The organism is Amycolatopsis sp. 3B14 (genome assembly GCF_050958625.1).
GTDB classification, from domain to species: domain Bacteria; phylum Actinomycetota; class Actinomycetes; order Mycobacteriales; family Pseudonocardiaceae; genus Amycolatopsis_E; species Amycolatopsis_E thermoflava.
Map to the genome: position 1 here is coordinate 99,065 of NZ_JBHZEN010000060.1, position 15,297 is coordinate 114,361.

Annotated in this window: 12 protein-coding genes; 6 read left to right on the forward strand and 6 right to left on the reverse strand. The window is 73.0% G+C overall.

All coding sequences use genetic code 11. The features are described 5' to 3' along the window. Positions 1-15: 15 nt before the first annotated feature. Both glpK (ACCP09_RS30940) and ACCP09_RS30945 read right to left on the reverse strand, forming a co-directional pair. Positions 16-1,920 (reverse strand): glycerol kinase GlpK, encoded by a 1,905-nt coding sequence (gene glpK, locus ACCP09_RS30940; protein ID WP_433752265.1) that lies wholly within the window; start codon positions 1,918-1,920, stop codon positions 16-18. 30 nt (positions 1,921-1,950) lie between these two features. Continuing rightward, positions 1,951-2,712: an IclR family transcriptional regulator gene (locus tag ACCP09_RS30945; protein WP_027930008.1), complete on the reverse strand. Its 762-nt coding sequence runs from the start codon at positions 2,710-2,712 to the stop codon at positions 1,951-1,953. 155 nt (positions 2,713-2,867) lie between these two features. Here ACCP09_RS30945 and ACCP09_RS30950 point away from each other — a divergent pair, with 155 nt between their 5' ends. The 3 genes from ACCP09_RS30950 (at position 2,868) to glpD (ending at position 6,982) form a co-directional block, all read left to right on the forward strand. Further along, positions 2,868-3,683 (forward strand): MIP/aquaporin family protein, encoded by an 816-nt coding sequence (locus tag ACCP09_RS30950; RefSeq protein WP_017982659.1) that lies wholly within the window; start codon positions 2,868-2,870, stop codon positions 3,681-3,683. Positions 3,684-3,701: 18 nt separating this feature from the next. Beyond that, positions 3,702-5,213, forward strand: coding sequence for a glycerol kinase GlpK (gene glpK / locus ACCP09_RS30955; protein WP_027930009.1), 1,512 nt, complete (start codon positions 3,702-3,704; stop codon positions 5,211-5,213). 83 nt (positions 5,214-5,296) lie between these two features. Then, positions 5,297-6,982 (forward strand): glycerol-3-phosphate dehydrogenase, encoded by a 1,686-nt coding sequence (glpD, locus tag ACCP09_RS30960; protein ID WP_433752217.1) that lies wholly within the window; start codon positions 5,297-5,299, stop codon positions 6,980-6,982. A 435-nt stretch (positions 6,983-7,417) separates the two neighbouring features. Here glpD and ACCP09_RS30965 read toward each other — a convergent pair whose 3' ends face one another. After that, the gene (locus ACCP09_RS30965) at positions 7,418-7,870 is read right to left on the reverse strand and encodes a MarR family winged helix-turn-helix transcriptional regulator (RefSeq protein ID WP_148085769.1); all 453 of its coding nucleotides are present in this window, start codon (positions 7,868-7,870) and stop codon (positions 7,418-7,420) included. A gap of 82 nt (positions 7,871-7,952) precedes the next feature. On the opposite strand from ACCP09_RS30965, the gene ACCP09_RS30970 reads away from it, so the two are divergent. Further along, entirely contained in the window at positions 7,953-8,528 is a 576-nt protein-coding gene (locus ACCP09_RS30970; protein ID WP_433752219.1) for a class I SAM-dependent methyltransferase, read from the forward strand. Positions 8,529-8,532: 4 nt separating this feature from the next. Here ACCP09_RS30970 and ACCP09_RS30975 read toward each other — a convergent pair whose 3' ends face one another. The 3 genes from ACCP09_RS30975 to ACCP09_RS30985 all read right to left on the reverse strand — a co-directional run bounded on the left by ACCP09_RS30975 (position 8,533) and on the right by ACCP09_RS30985 (position 12,414). After that, complete coding sequence (locus tag ACCP09_RS30975) at positions 8,533-10,851, reverse strand: galactose oxidase-like domain-containing protein (protein WP_433752221.1); 2,319 nt, start codon at positions 10,849-10,851, stop codon at positions 8,533-8,535. A gap of 270 nt (positions 10,852-11,121) precedes the next feature. Then, positions 11,122-11,388 (reverse strand): hypothetical protein, encoded by a 267-nt coding sequence (locus ACCP09_RS30980; protein ID WP_228684651.1) that lies wholly within the window; start codon positions 11,386-11,388, stop codon positions 11,122-11,124. A 99-nt stretch (positions 11,389-11,487) separates the two neighbouring features. Next, positions 11,488-12,414: an Lrp/AsnC family transcriptional regulator gene (locus ACCP09_RS30985; RefSeq protein WP_378331870.1), complete on the reverse strand. Its 927-nt coding sequence runs from the start codon at positions 12,412-12,414 to the stop codon at positions 11,488-11,490. 176 nt (positions 12,415-12,590) lie between these two features. On the opposite strand from ACCP09_RS30985, the gene ACCP09_RS30990 reads away from it, so the two are divergent. Both ACCP09_RS30990 and ACCP09_RS30995 read left to right on the forward strand, forming a co-directional pair. Continuing rightward, a complete protein-coding gene (locus ACCP09_RS30990; protein ID WP_431905940.1) occupies positions 12,591-14,084 on the forward strand; it encodes a peptide MFS transporter in 1,494 nt (497 codons plus the stop codon). Further along, complete coding sequence (locus ACCP09_RS30995; RefSeq protein ID WP_433752223.1) at positions 14,081-15,295, forward strand: amidohydrolase family protein; 1,215 nt, start codon at positions 14,081-14,083, stop codon at positions 15,293-15,295. The genes ACCP09_RS30990 and ACCP09_RS30995 overlap by 4 nt, the downstream gene beginning before the upstream one ends. Positions 15,296-15,297 lie beyond the last annotated feature (2 nt).

Below are 15,297 nucleotides of genomic sequence, written 5' to 3' on the forward strand. Positions count from 1 at the left end.
GGCGTGGGCTGCCCTTCACAGGCGCAGCCCGCGCCGTGGATCCGGCGTGGCGTCCAGCCGGCGCGCGCGTTCCGCCGCGAACGCCCGCCCCAGGCTCAGCCGCTCGGCGGGCGACACCGTGCGGCGCAGCTCGTTCAGCAGACCGCGCTCCTCCGCGCGGATGTGGTCCTCCACAACGGTTTCCAGGCGCAGCAACGCCTTCTCCGAAGCGGACTCCGCCAGCGCGCGCACGTCGGCGGCGATGTCCGTCCCGGGCGCGGCCGGGTGCAGGACCCGCGAAGTCGCCGTGGCGTGGGCGGTCAGCAGCGACACCAGCTCACCCGCCAGTGCGGCCCGGTCGGCCTCGTCGTTGCGCAGCTCCCGGAACAGCTCCTCCATCCGCCGGTGGTCGGCCTGCACCAGCTCGGTCACGTCGGTGCCTGCGGTCGCCGCCGGGGACGGGCGGGTCCAACCGAACGTCAGCTCCACCGCCTGCCGCCAGTGCGCGTACTCCCGCTCGCGGCGGGACGGGTCCATCTCCGGCAGCCACTCGCCGGCGCGGTGCCAGTTGCGCCGCAGCCCCTCCAGGTCCGGCCAGTACCCGACCGACAGCCCCGCCGCGTAGGCCGCGCCCAGCGACACCGTCTCGGCCACCATCGGGCGCACCACCGGCACGTCCAGGACGTCCGCGACGAACTGCATCAGCAGGTTGTCCGCGGTCATCCCGCCGTCGACGCGCAGCGTGGACAACGCGAGCCCGGAGTCGGCGTTCATCGCCTCCACCACCTCGCGCGTCTGCCAGCCGGTGGCCTCCAGCACCGCCCGCGCCAGGTGCCCCTTGGTGATGTAGGAGGTGAGCCCGGCGATCACGCCGCGCGCCTCGCTGTGCCAGTGCGGCGCGAACAACCCCGAGAACGCCGGCACGATGTAGCACCCGCCGTTGTCCTCCACCGTCCGCGCCAGCGTCTCGATCTCCGGCGCGCTGCCGATCAGGCCGAGCCCGTCGCGGAACCACTGGACCAGCGAGCCGGTGACGGCGATCGAGCCTTCCAGCGCGTACACCGCGGGCTCCTCGCCGATGCGGAACCCGACCGTGGTGAGCATGCCGTGCGTGGACAGCACCGGCGTGGTCCCCGTGTTGAGCAGGAGGAAACTGCCGGTGCCGTAGGTGCACTTCGCCTCGCCCGGCGCGAAGCACGTCTGGCCGAACAACGCGGCCTGCTGGTCGCCGAGCGCGGCGGCGATCCGGATCCCCGGCACCACCCGCGACGTCGTGCCGTACACCTCGGTGGACGAGCGGATCTCCGGCAGCATCGCGCGCGGCACGTCGAAGAACTCCAGCAGCTCGTCGTCCCAGGACAGCGTCCGCAGGTTCATCAGCATCGTGCGCGAGGCGTTGGTGACGTCGGTGACGTGCACGCCGCCGTCCGGCCCGCCGGTGAGGTTCCAGATCAGCCAGCTCTCGATCGTGCCGAACAGCACGTCCCCGCGCTCGGCCCGCTCGCGCAGCCCCGGCATGTGCTCCAGCTGCCAGCGGATGCGCGGCGCCGAGAAGTACGTTGCCAGCGGCAGCCCGCACAGCCGCCGGACGCGGTCCGCGCCCGGCTCCCGGGCCAGCGCCTCGACCATCGCGTCGGTGCGGGTGTCCTGCCACACGATCGCCCGCCCCACGGGCACGCCGGTGTGCCGGTCCCACAGCACGGTCGTCTCGCGCTGGTTGGCGATGCCGAGCGCGGCGACCTGCTCAGCGCCGATGCCCGCGTCGGCCAGCGCCTGCGGCACGATCCGGCCGAGGTTGCGCCAGATCTCGGTCGCGTCGTGCTCGACCCAGCCCGGGCGCGGGAAGTGCTGCTGGTGCTCGCGCTGCGCCACGGACACCAGCCGCCCGCGGGCGTCGAACAGGATGCACCGGGTCGACGTGGTGCCCTGGTCGACCGCCATCACGTAGTGCTGCACCGGATCACCTCCTCCTCACCGGGACGCGACGAGGTCGCGGGAGACCGCCCTGGCCGCGTCGCGGACCTGCTCCAGCAGCCGCGGTTTCGGGTGCCCGCTGGGCTCGCAGATCCGGTCCTCGGCGCCGGAGACGCCGATCGCGCCGACCACGATGCCACCGTGCCCGCGGATGGGCGCGGCGATCCCGGCCTCGCCGGGCACCATCTCGCCGCGCTCGGCCGCCCAGCCTGCCCGGCGGACCTCGGCCAGCGCGCGGGCGACCGCGGCAGGCGGCAGGGTGCGCCGGGTGTAGGCCTCCGGCCCGGCCGCGCGCCAGGACGCCAGCAGCGCGGCGTCGTAGGCGAGCAGCACCTTGCCCAGCGCGGTGGCGTGCAGCGGCAGCATCGCGCCGACGTCCAGGGTCTGCGGGCTGTCGTCCGGGCGGAACACGTGGTGCACCACCAGCACCCGGCCCTCCAGCGGCGCGCCGATGCGCACCGCCTCGCCGCTGCGGGCGGCCAGCGCGTCGGCCCAGTTGATGGCGCGGGAGCGCAGCTCGTTCACGTCGAGGTAGCTGCTGCCCAGGTGCAGCAGGGCGGCGCCGAGCTGGTACTTGCCGGTGTCGCGGTCCTGTTCGACGAACCCGACGCCGGCGAGGGTGCGCAGGATGCCGTGCGCGGTGCCCTTGGCCAGCTCCAGCGACTCGGCGATCTCCACGACGCCGAGGCGCCCGGAACCGCGCGCCAGCAGCCGGAGGATCGCGGCGGCGCGCTCGATGGACTGGATGGGACCCGGCACAGCGGGGACCCTAACCCGCCCGCCGCGGGTTCGACAATGTCGAACCGCACTTCCGAGTGTTCGACAATGCCGACCACCGCGCGTTGCCGCGGTCTCACCGCCGGTCATAGCTTCGGCGTCACCAATGGGGGAACCGGTCCTTTGTGGAGGAAGCAATGACGCGAAGCCTCAAGGCTCACGGACTCGCCGGCGAACTCGCCGCCGAGTTCGTGGGGACGATGATCCTCATCCTGTTCGGATGCGGGGTGGTGGCCCAGGTGTCGGCCGCCGGCATCGGGGACCACGACAGCATCGCCTGGGCCTGGGGCATCGGCGTCACGCTGGGCGTCTACGTCGCATCGCGGATCAGCGGCGCCCACCTCAACCCCGCGATCACCGTCGCGCTCGCCGTGTTCCAGGGCTTCTCCTGGCGCAAGGTGGCGCCCTACGCGCTGGCCCAGACCGCCGGCGCGTTCGTCGCCGCGCTGCTGGTGCGCTGGAACTACACCGAGGTCCTGAACGCCGTCGACCCGGGCCTGACCATCAAGACCCAGGGCGTGTTCTCGACCCTGCCGGGCAACGGCACCCTGCCGGTGGGCGACTGGGGCGCCTTCCGCGACCAGGTGATCGGCACCGCGATCCTGGCGCTGGTCATCTTCGCGATCACCGACCTGCGCAACACCGCGCCGGCGGCCAACCTCGGCCCGGTCGTCGTCGGCTTCCTGGTCGTCGCGATCGGCATGGCCTGGGGCACCAACGCCGGCTACGCCATCAACCCGGCCCGCGACTTCGGGCCGCGCCTGGCGTCCTGGCTGACCGGCTACGACACCGCGTGGAGCGACCAGTACGGCAACCCGTACTGGTGGGTCCCGATCCTCGCGCCGATCGTCGGCGCGGTCATCGGCGGCGCGATCTACAAGTACTTCATCAGCCGCCACCTGCCCCGCACCGAGGACATCGGGCCCGCCAAGGCCCTCGAGCCCACCGCCTGAGTTCACGAAGGAGTGACCATGCCCGATTTCGTCGGTGCCGTCGACCAGGGCACCACCAGCACCCGGTTCATGATCTTCGACCACGGCGGCAACGAGATCGCCCGCCACCAGCTGGAGCACGAGCAGATCCTGCCCCGGCCGGGCTGGGTCGAGCACAACCCCACCGAGATCTGGGAGCGCACCCGCGCGGTGATCGCGAGCGCGCTGACCAAGGCGAACCTGACGGTCGCCGACCTGGCCGCGCTGGGCATCACCAACCAGCGCGAGACCACCGTGGTGTGGAACCGGCGCACCGGCCGCCCCTACACCAACGCCATCGTCTGGCAGGACACCCGCACCGACCGGATCGCCTCCGCGCTGGAGCGGGGCGGCCAGGGCGAGGTGATCCGCCGCAAGGCCGGGCTGCCGCCCGCCACGTATTTCTCCGGTGGCAAGCTGCAGTGGATCCTGGAGAACGTCGACGGGGTCCGGGCCGACGCGGAGAACGGCGACGCCCTGTTCGGCACCACCGACAGCTGGCTGATCTGGAACCTCACCGGCGGGGTGGACGGCGGCGTGCACGTCACCGACGTCACCAACGCCTCCCGCACCATGCTGATGGACCTGGAGAAGCTGGACTGGGACGACGAGCTGCTGTCGTTCTTCGGCATCCCGCGCCGGATGCTGCCGGAGATCAAGCCGTCGTCCGGCCACTTCGGCACCACCCGCGCCGACGGGCCGCTCGGCGGCGAGATCGCGATCACCGGCGTGCTCGGCGACCAGCAGGCGGCCACCGTCGGCCAGGTGTGCTTCCGGCCCGGCGAGGCCAAGAACACCTACGGCACCGGCAACTTCCTGCTGCTCAACACCGGCCACGAGCTGGTGCGGTCGAAGCACGGGCTGCTCACCACCCTGTGCTACCAGTTCGGCGACGACAAGCCGGTGTACGCGCTGGAAGGCTCCATCGCGGTCACCGGGTCGGCGGTGCAGTGGCTGCGCGACCAGCTCGGCATCATCAGCGGCGCCTCGCAGAGCGAGACCCTGGCCCGGCAGGTCGAGGACAACGGCGGGATCTACTTCGTCCCGGCGTTCTCCGGGCTGTTCGCGCCGTACTGGCGTTCCGACGCCCGCGGCGCGATCGTCGGCCTGACCCGCGCCACCACCAACGCCCACCTGGCGCGCGCCACCCTGGAATCGATCTGCTATCAGACGCGTGACGTCGTGGAGGCCATGCAGAACGACTCCGGCGTCACGCTCGACGTGCTGCGCGTCGACGGCGGCGTCACCGCGAACGAGCTGTGCATGCAGCTGCAGGCGGACATCCTCGGCGTGCCGGTGTCCCGGCCGGTCGTCGCCGAGACCACCGCGCTCGGGGCCGCCTACGCGGCCGGGCTGGCCGCCGGGTTCTGGCGGTCGACCGACGAGCTGGAACAGAACTGGAACGAGGACCGGCGCTGGGAGCCGTCGTGGAACGACGCCCAGCGCGCCGAGGGGTACGCCGGCTGGCAGAAGGCCGTCGGCCGCACCCTCGACTGGGTCGACGTCGAGTGAATCCCGTGCCGGAGCGGCCCGCGTGGCGACACCCCGAGGCGGCTCGCCGCTCCGGCACCTGGCCTGGAAAAGAGGAGAGAGCCGTGTCCCAACCCCTGTCCCCCGCCTACCGCGGCGACGCGCTGCGGCGGCTGGCGAACGAAGAGTTCGACGTGCTCGTCGTCGGTGGCGGCGTGACCGGCGCGGGCGCCGCGCTGGACGCGGCTTCGCGCGGGCTGTCGGTCGCCCTGGTCGAGGCCCGCGACCTGGCCGCGGGCACGTCCAGCCGGTCGAGCAAGCTGATCCACGGCGGTCTGCGCTACCTGGAGCAGCTGGACTTCAAGCTGGTGCGGGAGGCGCTGCGGGAACGCGGGCTGCTGCTGCGCACCCTCGCGCCGCACCTGGTGCGGCCGGTGAAGTTCCTGGTGCCGCTCCAGCACCGGGTCTGGGAGCGCGGCTACATCGGGGCCGGGGTCACGTTGTACGACACGCTCGGCGGGGCGCGGGCGCTGCCGCGGCACCGGCACCTGAGCCGGCGGCGCGCGTTCGAGGTGGCGCCCGGCCTCGCCGACGACGCGCTGATCGGCGCGATCCAGTACTACGACGCGCAGGTCGACGACGCGCGGCACACGATGATGATCGCGCGCACGGCGGCCGACCAGGGCGCGGCGGTGGTCACCAGGACGCGGGTGACCTCGCTGGTCCGCGACGGCGAGCGGGTCGTGGGCGCGCGGGTCACCGACCGGGAGAGCGGCGCGGAGATCACCGTGCGGGCGCGGGTGGTGATCGCCGCGACCGGGGTGTGGAGCGACGACATCGCCGAGGCCGCCGGCATCGAGAAGCCGTTCACGGTGCGCGCGTCGAAGGGCATCCACCTGGTGGTGCCGCGGGAGAAGATCGACCTGGACACCGGGCTGATCCTGCGCACCGAGAAGAGCGTGCTGTTCGTGATTCCGTGGGGCCCGCACTGGATCGTCGGCACCACGGACACCGAGTGGGACCTGGACCGCGACCACCCGGCGGCCAGCCGCGCGGACGTGGACTACGTGCTCGACCACGTGAACGCGGTGCTGCGCAAGCCGTTGACGCGCGACGACATCGAGGGCGTGTACGCCGGGCTGCGGCCGCTGCTGGCGGCGAAGGCGACCGCGACGACGAAGCTGTCGCGGGAGCACGCGGTGGCGCACCCGGTGCCGGGACTGGTGGTCGTGGCCGGTGGGAAGTACACGACGTACCGGGTGATGGCCGCGGACGCGGTGGACGCGGCGATGTCCGATGTGGACCGTCCGGCGCCGCCGTCGTGGACGGACAAGCTGCCGATCGTGGGCGCGCGCGGGTACGCGGAGGTCTGGGAGGGCCGGTACGCGCTCGCGCGGCGGGCGGGCCTGCCGGTGGCGCGGATCGAGCACCTGCTGGGCCGGTACGGCACGGCGGTCGAGGAGGTGCTGGCCCTGGTCGGTGAGCGGCCGGAGCTGGGCGAGGAGATCCCCGGGGCGCCGGACTACCTGAAGGCCGAGGCGGTGTACGCCGTGACACACGAAGGCGCGCTGCACCTGGAGGACGTGCTCACGCGGCGGACGCGGATCTCGATCGAGCAGCGGGACCGCGGACTCGCGGCGGCGCCCGCGGTGGCCGACCTGATCGCCCCGGAGCTGGGCTGGACCGCCGAGCGCCGCGACCGCGAGGTGGCGCACTACCGGGCCCGCGTCGAGGCGGAACGCACCGCCCAGGAAGCCCCCGACGACGCGACGGCGAACGAACGCCGCCTGGCGGTGCCCGCGCTGGGTTGAGGGTGCCGCGCCGTCCGGCCGGTGACTCCGGTTCGGACGGCGCCCCGGCCGTGACCGCACTCGGCTGAGGAATACCCGCGGCCTATCCGGACGGTGATCCCGCCCGGACCGTGCCCGGGCAGCGACCAGCCCTGCGGCCGCCGCCTGGCGGTGACCGCAGGGCAGAGGAATCCCGTGCACGGTCCCGACGGTGACCCCCGTCTGGACCGTGCCCGGGCAGCAAGCGCCGCCTGGATGGTGACCCCGTCCAGGCGGTGTCTTACCCCGGCGCATGGCCCCATCCGGGCCGGGCGAGCGCCGGTTCGCGTGGCAATCGGCCGGCCGGCGACCGCGGCCCTCAAGCGGGCAGGGCGGGAAGCCAGCAACGGCAGGCGTCCCGGCCTGCCGACGGGTCCGGCCCCGGGCGATCTCCCTGTGGGGTGGGATCACCCGGGGTCAGATCGCCTCCTGCGGGGGGTGGAAGCCGTCGAGTTCGCGGGCCAGCGCCCGCAGCCCCAGCATCAGCCCCTGCCGCTCCTCGGCGGTCATCGCGCCGAGCATGCGTTCGTGCCGTTCCCGCCAGGTTTCGCGGAGCCGCTTCGCCGCGGTGGTCCCCTCGCCGGTGATCCGCACGACCAGGTTGCGCCGGTTGCGCTCGTCCCGTTCCCGGGCGACCAGCCCCTTGCGCTCCAGCGCCGAGCAGACCCGGCTCATCCGGCTCTTGTCCACCCGCAGCCGGGCGCTGAGCTGCGCCTGCGTCACCTCCCCCGCCCCGAGCAGCTCGACGAGCACGACGCCCTCGGTCAGCGTCATCGCCGCCGCCCCGTCGCCGGCCGGCTCGTCGCCCTGCGTCGCGACCAGCCGCATGACCCGGGCGAGCAGGGCCTCCAGCGAGTCGATCTCCGCCACCACACCTCCATGGTTGATACTGGCAACCGTTGACGCTAGCATCGGTCACAGTTGCCACTGTCAACCATCATAGGGAGCGGTCATGCACCGGACACTGCACGGGCTCGGCCAGCGGCACCTCTTCGCCGACGGGCGGTCGTACGACAGGCACGCGGGCCGCGCGTTCCGCACTCTCCACCGGCGGGTCGCCGACGACGTCGCCGCGGCGGCGCCGAGCGGCGGGCTGGTGCTGGACGCCGGCTGCGGCACGGGCCTGCTCGCCGCGGAGATCGCGCAGCGGCGGCCGGATCTGCGGGTGCACGGCGTGGACCTGGAACAGGCCATGGTGGACGTCGCGGTCGAGCGCGCCGAGCGGGCGGGCCTCGCGGACCGGGTCAGGTTCACGGTCGCCGACCTGGCGGACCTCCCGCTGCCGGCCGCCACAGCCGATCTCGTCGTGTCCACGGCGAGCATGCACCACTGGACCGACGTCCCCGCGATCGTGACCGCCCTGCACCAGGTCCTGCGTCCCGGCGGTCCACTGTGGATATACGACATCCGCTGGGCACCCTCCGGCGCGGTCCGCGCGGCCACCGCCGCCGCCGGCCGCCGCACGGCCCGGACGCTCGTGCGCACGGGCGCGTTCCCGGTCGCGTTGTTCCAGCGCCTGGCGGTCTGACCGGTCAGCTCAGCCGCACCCACACCGCGGGTGACGGGACTCCCGCGTGGTTCACCACCGTCAGCAGGTACCAGCCGGGCGGCGCCAGGTTCGCCGACGCGGGCAGCCGCAACCCGAGCGTGTCCTCCCCCGTCACCGTGACCGGCAGATCCACCAGCCGCTGCTCCAGCTCGCTGGAGTGCGTGGTCGCGCCGGGGCGGATCAGCGACGCGCTCGCGATGTCCGCCGGGTCCGGGACGCCGGCCTCCAGCGTGTCGCCGTAGTGCACCTCCGGTGTCGTCACGACGACCAGCGGGCGCGGGCCGGCGAACAGGTACGGCGGCCAGAACACCTCGATGCGCATCTCCTCGGTCTTGCGCGCCGGGTTGGAGCCCGCGGTCACGACCTTGCCGTCCGGCATCAGCAGCGCGACCGAGTGGTACAGCCGCGGCACCCGGCTCTCCGCGGCCATCGTCCACGCCCCGCTCGCCGGGTCGAAGATCTCGGCGCCCAGCGCCGCCGCGTCGGCGTGCTCCTCCATCATCGAGCCGCCGTTGACCAGCACCGTCCGGTCCGGCAGCAGCGTCGCGCACAGGTGCATCCGCGCCATGTGCAGGTCAGCCGCGGGCGTGTAGCGGGGCGCGGCGGCGGAGAGGTCCGCGATGGCGGCCGACGCGGTCGCGCCGGAGTGGTCGTGCATGTCCCACGGCCCGCCGCCGACGATCATCACCCGCTGGTCCTGCGCCGGCGGCAGCAGCACGCTCGCCGACTGGTTGCGCAGCCCGGCGCCGGGCAGGCCCGGCACGTCGGTCACCTCGTTGGAAGCCAGGTCCCACACGCTCGGCCGCACCCCGTTGTTGCTGCCGTACTGGCCGCCGCTGTAGAACACGCGACCGTCGGCGAGCAGGAACAGGTGCCCGTACATCGGCCAGTGCGCCGAACCGGGCCGCGTGGTCCAGCCCGCGCCGCCGGTGTAGACCTCGGGCACGGTGTTGAGCATGCCGGACTCGTCGAGCCCGGCGACGGCGAGAACCCGCCCGTCGCCCAGCGCGAGCAGCGACGGGTACCACCGGCCGCCCGCCATGTCCGGTTGCGCCGTCCAGGTCAGCGTGTCCGGGTCGAACACGATCGACTGCCGCAGCCCGAAGAACGGGTCGTACTGCCCGGTGCCCCCGGCGGCGAGGAGCCTGCCGTCGGGCAGGAACGCGTGGCCGACGCAGAACAGGTCGACCGGCGTGTGCGGCTGCTCGACCTCATCACCCGGGTAGTGCCAGACCGTGGTGCCGTAGAGGTGCGCGTTGTGCCGGTCCGGGTCGTTGCTCGACCCGGCGAAGAACAGCACGTCCCCGGTGCGCAGGAGGGCGGCGTGCACGGCGAGGGCGCCGGAGTCGCGTTCGAGCAGGCGCCAGACCCCCATGTCGGGCGCCATGTGCAGGTCGGTGAGCGGGTGCAGCAACCGGTGCAGCGCGGCGTTCTGCCCGGCCGGGTTGTCCACCGCCAGCACGACGAAGTGCGGTTCGCCGCCGAAACCGGCGACGGCGAGGCCGCAGCCCTGGTTCTCCCAGAACCCCCAGTCCGGCACCGGGATCCACGGTCCCCAGCCGTCCGCGGGACGCACCTCGTCGTCGAGCCGCCAGCCGATCGTGCACAGCGCGCGGTTCTGGCCGGCCGGGTTGTCGACGGTCAGGACGATCAGCTCGTCGTTGCCGTCCCCGTCGAGATCGGCGACCGCCACGGCCGCGCCCTGGTTCTCCCAGAACCCCCAGTCGGGCACCGCACGCCACGGCCGCCAGTCCGTCACCACGCCGTCCGGGTTCAGCGTGCCGCTGCGGTAGAAACCGGCGTTCGCGCCCGCCGGCGCGTCGACCATGAACACGACCAGCTGCAGGCCGGCGGCGGTGCGGGCGACGGTGATGTCCCCGCCCGCGTTGAGCCAGGCGAACCAGTCCGGCACCGGCTGCCAGGGTGTCCAGCCGCCGGTGACCGCGCCGGTGTCCCGGTCGAGGGACCAGCCGACGCGGTAGAACGCCTGGTTCGGGCCGTCCGGCGCGTCGATCAGGTAGACGATCAGGTCGGGCTCGCCGTCGCCGTTCACGTCTGCCACGGCGACCCCGGCCGCGTCGTTCGCCCAGGGGAACCAGTCCGGCACCTGCTGCCAGCCGGTCCACCCGCCGGTCAGGGCGCCGGTCTGGTCCAGCCCGCGCCCGACGCGGTAGAAGGCGGCGTTGCGGCCGGGCGGGTTGTCGACCATCAGGAGCACGACGTCCCCGCCCGCGGTGGCGATCGACGCGCCGCTGTTCTCCCACGGGAACCAGTCCGGCACGGCGGTGAAATCGGTCTGCACCGGCCCGATCACACCCGCTCCGCGACCGCCCGGCTAGGGCCGAACGCCTCTTACCCCGGGTACGTGGGGCGGTCTCATGTGGACTTCGCCGGAGGCAGCTGGGACAGGTCGTGCCGGTGGTCCTCGGCGTTCTCCGGCAGCGCCGTCGATCACCAGCTCGATGGCGCCGTCGACGTAGCAGGGGTCTTCGGGCGGATCCGACGTCGCGAGGAGTGGTTCGAAGGTGCCGTCCTGGCGGCGGAGGAAGTTGCGGATCTCGATCACGTCCGGTCAGCCGCCCCACAGCCGGTGCAGCTCGTTGCCGTGGTGGTCCGACGTCGTGAAGCTCCCGCGCACCCACACCGAAATGCCACCGGGCCAGTACGTGACTTCGAGGCCGCGAATCTGGGTCTCGTCCAGCAGCGCGCACACGTGCTCGCCGTCGGCCAGGTCGTAGCACATCCCGGCCGGTTCGAAGCACACCTGTCCCCCGCTCTCGCCCGCCACCCGGAACCGGAGCGTGCTGCCCGTCTCGTCCTGCCCCTGAGCCAACGCCATCCCTCCTCAGGAAATCCGGTGCAGCACGGAATCGTGGCCGCTGCGCCACGCACCCTACGGCGGCGAACCCCGCGCCACGACCGATTTCCCGGCCTGGCGCTATTCGGCCAGTGGCAGCGCCCGGTCGTTCTCCTCCTTAATGGCGCGCAGGTGCGTCCACGCCTCGACCGTCCGCACGCCCGGCAGGCCACGCACGCGCTCCAGCGTGGCGAGCACGTCGTCCAGTGAGCCGGCCCGGATGGTGCCGATTCCGCTGCACCAGCCGATCCCGGTGGCCAGGCAGTCGATCTCGTCGAGCGCGGCGATCTTGCGTGCCACGGGCTCGGTGTCGCCGTTGACGTCCAACGCGAACCCCATCGTGTGGACCCGGCTGAGCGGCGTCATGCGCACCAGCGCGCCGACGTGGACCACCCCGGTCTCCAGCAGCCGCAGCACCCGGGCGCGCGCCGCCCCGGCGGAGAGGCCGCTGACGCTCGCCAGCTCGGCGAAGGAGGCCCGGCCGTCGGTGCGCAGGTGCGCCAGCAGTGCGTGGTCGTGCGCGTCGAGCTCGATGTGCGCGAGCGGGCCGGGGCTTTCCAGCGGTCCGGGCGGGAAGTAGGGGTCCTTCCAGATGCGCAGGTAGGTCATCGTCTGCAGCGCGCGCACCCCGGGCACGGCCTGCACGCGCGCGAGGCCGCGGGCGAAGGACTCCAGGTCGGCGGTGCGCAGCTCGGCGGTGACGGCGAACCGCCCGGCGGTGGTGGTGACGAACGAAACCTCGTCGAGTTCGGCGACCTGCCGCGCGACCGGGCCGGCGGGGCCGTCGGTCTCGATGGTCACGTGGCCGAGCTGGTGCAGCCCGAACACCGCCGGGTGGATCGCCCCGACGAGCCGGAGCCCGCCCTCGCCGAGCAGGCGCTGCACGCGGGCCTTGGTGGTGGAGCGGGCCAGCCCGACCAGGCGGGCCAGCGTCTCGTAGGAGGCCCGGCCGTCCTCGTGCAGGGCGCGGACGAGCCGCTCGTCGATGTCGTCCAGGTTCCCGTGCACGGGGACAACCTAACGCATGCCGAGCCGTCCGACGTTCCATTCACGCAAATCGCCCATTGAAAGTCGTACCGGCGGCACGGAGACGGCATAACCGTCGAATCATGCATTGATCGCCGGGCCATGCGGATGTAACGTCTGCGCCCATCTGACACGGTCGGCTCGGAGGTGCGGTGGGCGTGGGGAGTACGGATCGGGTGTTCTTCGGCCAGCCGCGCGGGCTGGTCGGGCTGTTCTTCGCCGAGGCGTGGGAACGGTTCTCCTACTACGGCATGCGTGCGCTGCTGCTGTACTACATGACCGACCGGATCCTGGACGGCGGTCTCGGCATCGACCCGGGCAGCGCGAAGTCGCTGATCGCGGTGTACGGCTCGGCCACCTACATGGCGGCGATCCTGGGCGGCTGGATCAGCGACCGGCTGCTCGGGGACCGGCGGGCGACGCTCACCGGCGGGGTCCTGATCATGTGCGGCCACATCTGCCTCGCGATCCCCGCCGGGGCGGGCGCGCTCTTCGCGTCGATGATCTTCATCGCGAGCGGCACCGGGCTGCTGAAGCCGACGATCTCCTCGTCGGTGGGCGACCTGTACGCCCGCGACGATCCGCGGCGCGACTCCGGGTTCAGCATCTACTACATGGGGATCAGCGTCGGGGCGGTCGCCGCGCCGCTGGTCGTGGGCACCGTCGGCGAACGGTACGACTACCACCTCGGGTTCGGCCTGGCGGCGATCGGCATGGCGCTCGGCCTCGTCGTCTACGTGCGCAGCCAGCGCCACCTGAGCCCGCTCAGCAGCGCGCCGAAGAACCCGTTGCGGCTGGGCGAGGTGCCCCGCTCGCGCGTGGTCGCGGTGGCTGCCGGGGTCGCGGTGCTCGTCGCCGTGCTCGCCGCGACGATCGGCACCGGCGCGCTCGGCCCGGGCGGGGTCGTCGACCTGATCAGCGTGCTCGCGATCGCGCTGCCCGTCGGCTACTTCACGGTCATGCTGCGCAGCAAGCGCACCACCGCGGCGGAACGGGCACGGGTGCGCGGCTACATCCCGATGTTCGTCGCCGCGGTCGCGTTCTGGTGCATCCAGGAACAGGGCGCCACGGTGATCGCGCAGTACGCCGACGAGAGCACCGACCTGGACGCGTTCGGCTTCACCATCCCGGCGTCGTGGTTCCAGTCCGTCGGGTCGCTCGTGCTGATCGTCCTGACGCCGCTGTTCGCGGTGATGTGGCTGCGGCTCGACCGGTCCACTCGATCCCCCGGCACGGCGCACAAGTTCGCGGCGGGCCTGGCGATCGCGGGGCTGTCCTATCTGATGCTCGTCCTGCCCGCGGCGAGTCCGGGCCAGACCAGCCCGCTGTGGCTGATCGGCAGCCTCGCCGTGGTCACGATCGGCGAGATGTGCCTGTCCCCCATCGGGTTGTCCGCGACGACCCGGCTGGCGCCCGCCGCGTTCGCCACGCAGACGATGGGGCTGTGGCTGTCCTCGAACGCCGCCGGGCAGGGCATCGGGGCGCAGCTGGTGAAGTTCTACGACGCCGGGTCGGCGGCCGCCTACTTCGGCCTGCTCGGGATGGGCGCGGTGGTGCTCGCCCTGGTGCTGTTCGCGCTCGCGCCGCTCATCCGGCGGCATTCCGAACGCGGTTTGTCCACAGTGGAACCGGTACGCGAGGGGCAGCGATGACACGCACCATCTTCCGCGGCGGCACGGTGTTCGACGCCGCCTCCTGCACCGCCGGTCCCGCCGACGTGGCGGTCGAGAACGGCTGGATCACCGACGTCGGCACCGGCCTCGACGGTGACGAGGAGGTCGACTGCGCCGGCCGCGGGGTGCTGCCCGGGCTGATCGACTGCCACGTCCACCTCACCATGACCGGCGCGGACCTGTTCGCCGCCGCGCAGGAGCCGTTCTCGCTGCAGTTCTACGAGGGCGCGCGGAACATGGCCAGGACGCTCGCGGCCGGGGTGACCACTGTCCGCGACGCGGCAGGCGCCGACCTCGGGATGCGCGTGGCGCAGGAACGCGGCCTGATTCCCGGGCCGCGCATGCAGATCTCGCTGAACATGCTGAGCCAGACCGGCGGGCACGGCGACCCGTGGTGGCCCTCGACGTGCGTGGTGGACCTGCTGCCGCCGCACCCGGGCCGACCGCCGGTCATCGTGGACGGGCCGGAGGAGATCCGGCGCAAGATCCGCGAACTGGTGCGTGCCGGCGCGGACGTCATCAAGGTCGCGACCAGCGGCGGGGTGGTGTCCAGCGGGGCCGGGCCGCGGATCCCGCACTTCCGCGACGACGAGATCGCCATGATGGTGACGGAGGCGTCGGCGGCCGGCCTGCACGTCATGGCGCACGCGCACGGCGAGGGCGCGAAAGCGGCGGTGCGCAACGGGGTCCGTTCGATCGAGCACGGGCATTTCCTGGACGACGAGACGCTGGAGATGATGGCCGCGCGGGGCACCTGGCTGGTGCCGACGCTCAGCGCGGGCGTCGGGCTGCGGCAGGCCGTCGAAGCGGGTGTGCCCTACCCCGACCACATCGCCGAGAAGATCCGGCAGCGCTCCGGCGACAGCGTGCGGCGGGCCGTCGAGGCGGGCGTGCGGATCGCGATGGGCACCGACGCGCCGCTGTACCCGCACGGCGAGAACCTGCTGGAGCTGGAGCTGCTCGTCGAGCACGGCCTGTCCCCGGCCGGGGCCCTGCACGCCGCGACGCTGTCCGCCGCCGAGCTGATGGGGCTGGAGTCCACGCTCGGCTCGATCGCCCCGGGCAAACGCGCAGACCTGGTGATCGTCGACGGTGACCCGCTCGACGTGCGGGACCTGGGCAAACGGATCCTGGCCGTGTACCAGGACGGCCGGGCCGTGCACGTGGCGGACCGGGACGTGCCGGACTGACC

Excerpts from the sequence above, each read along its gene's own strand:
- glpK (WP_433752265.1), bottom strand. The coding sequence starts at position 1,920 with ATGGCGGTCGACCAGGGCACCACGTCGACCCGGTGCATCCTGTTCGAC.
- ACCP09_RS30950 (WP_017982659.1), top strand. The coding sequence starts at position 2,868 with ATGACGCGAAGCCTCAAGGCTCACGGACTCGCCGGCGAACTCGCCGCC.
- glpK (WP_027930009.1), top strand. The coding sequence starts at position 3,702 with ATGCCCGATTTCGTCGGTGCCGTCGACCAGGGCACCACCAGCACCCGG.
- ACCP09_RS30970 (WP_433752219.1), top strand. The coding sequence starts at position 7,953 with ATGCACCGGACACTGCACGGGCTCGGCCAGCGGCACCTCTTCGCCGAC.
- ACCP09_RS30980 (WP_228684651.1), bottom strand. The coding sequence starts at position 11,388 with ATGGCGTTGGCTCAGGGGCAGGACGAGACGGGCAGCACGCTCCGGTTC.
- ACCP09_RS30995 (WP_433752223.1), top strand. The coding sequence starts at position 14,081 with ATGACACGCACCATCTTCCGCGGCGGCACGGTGTTCGACGCCGCCTCC.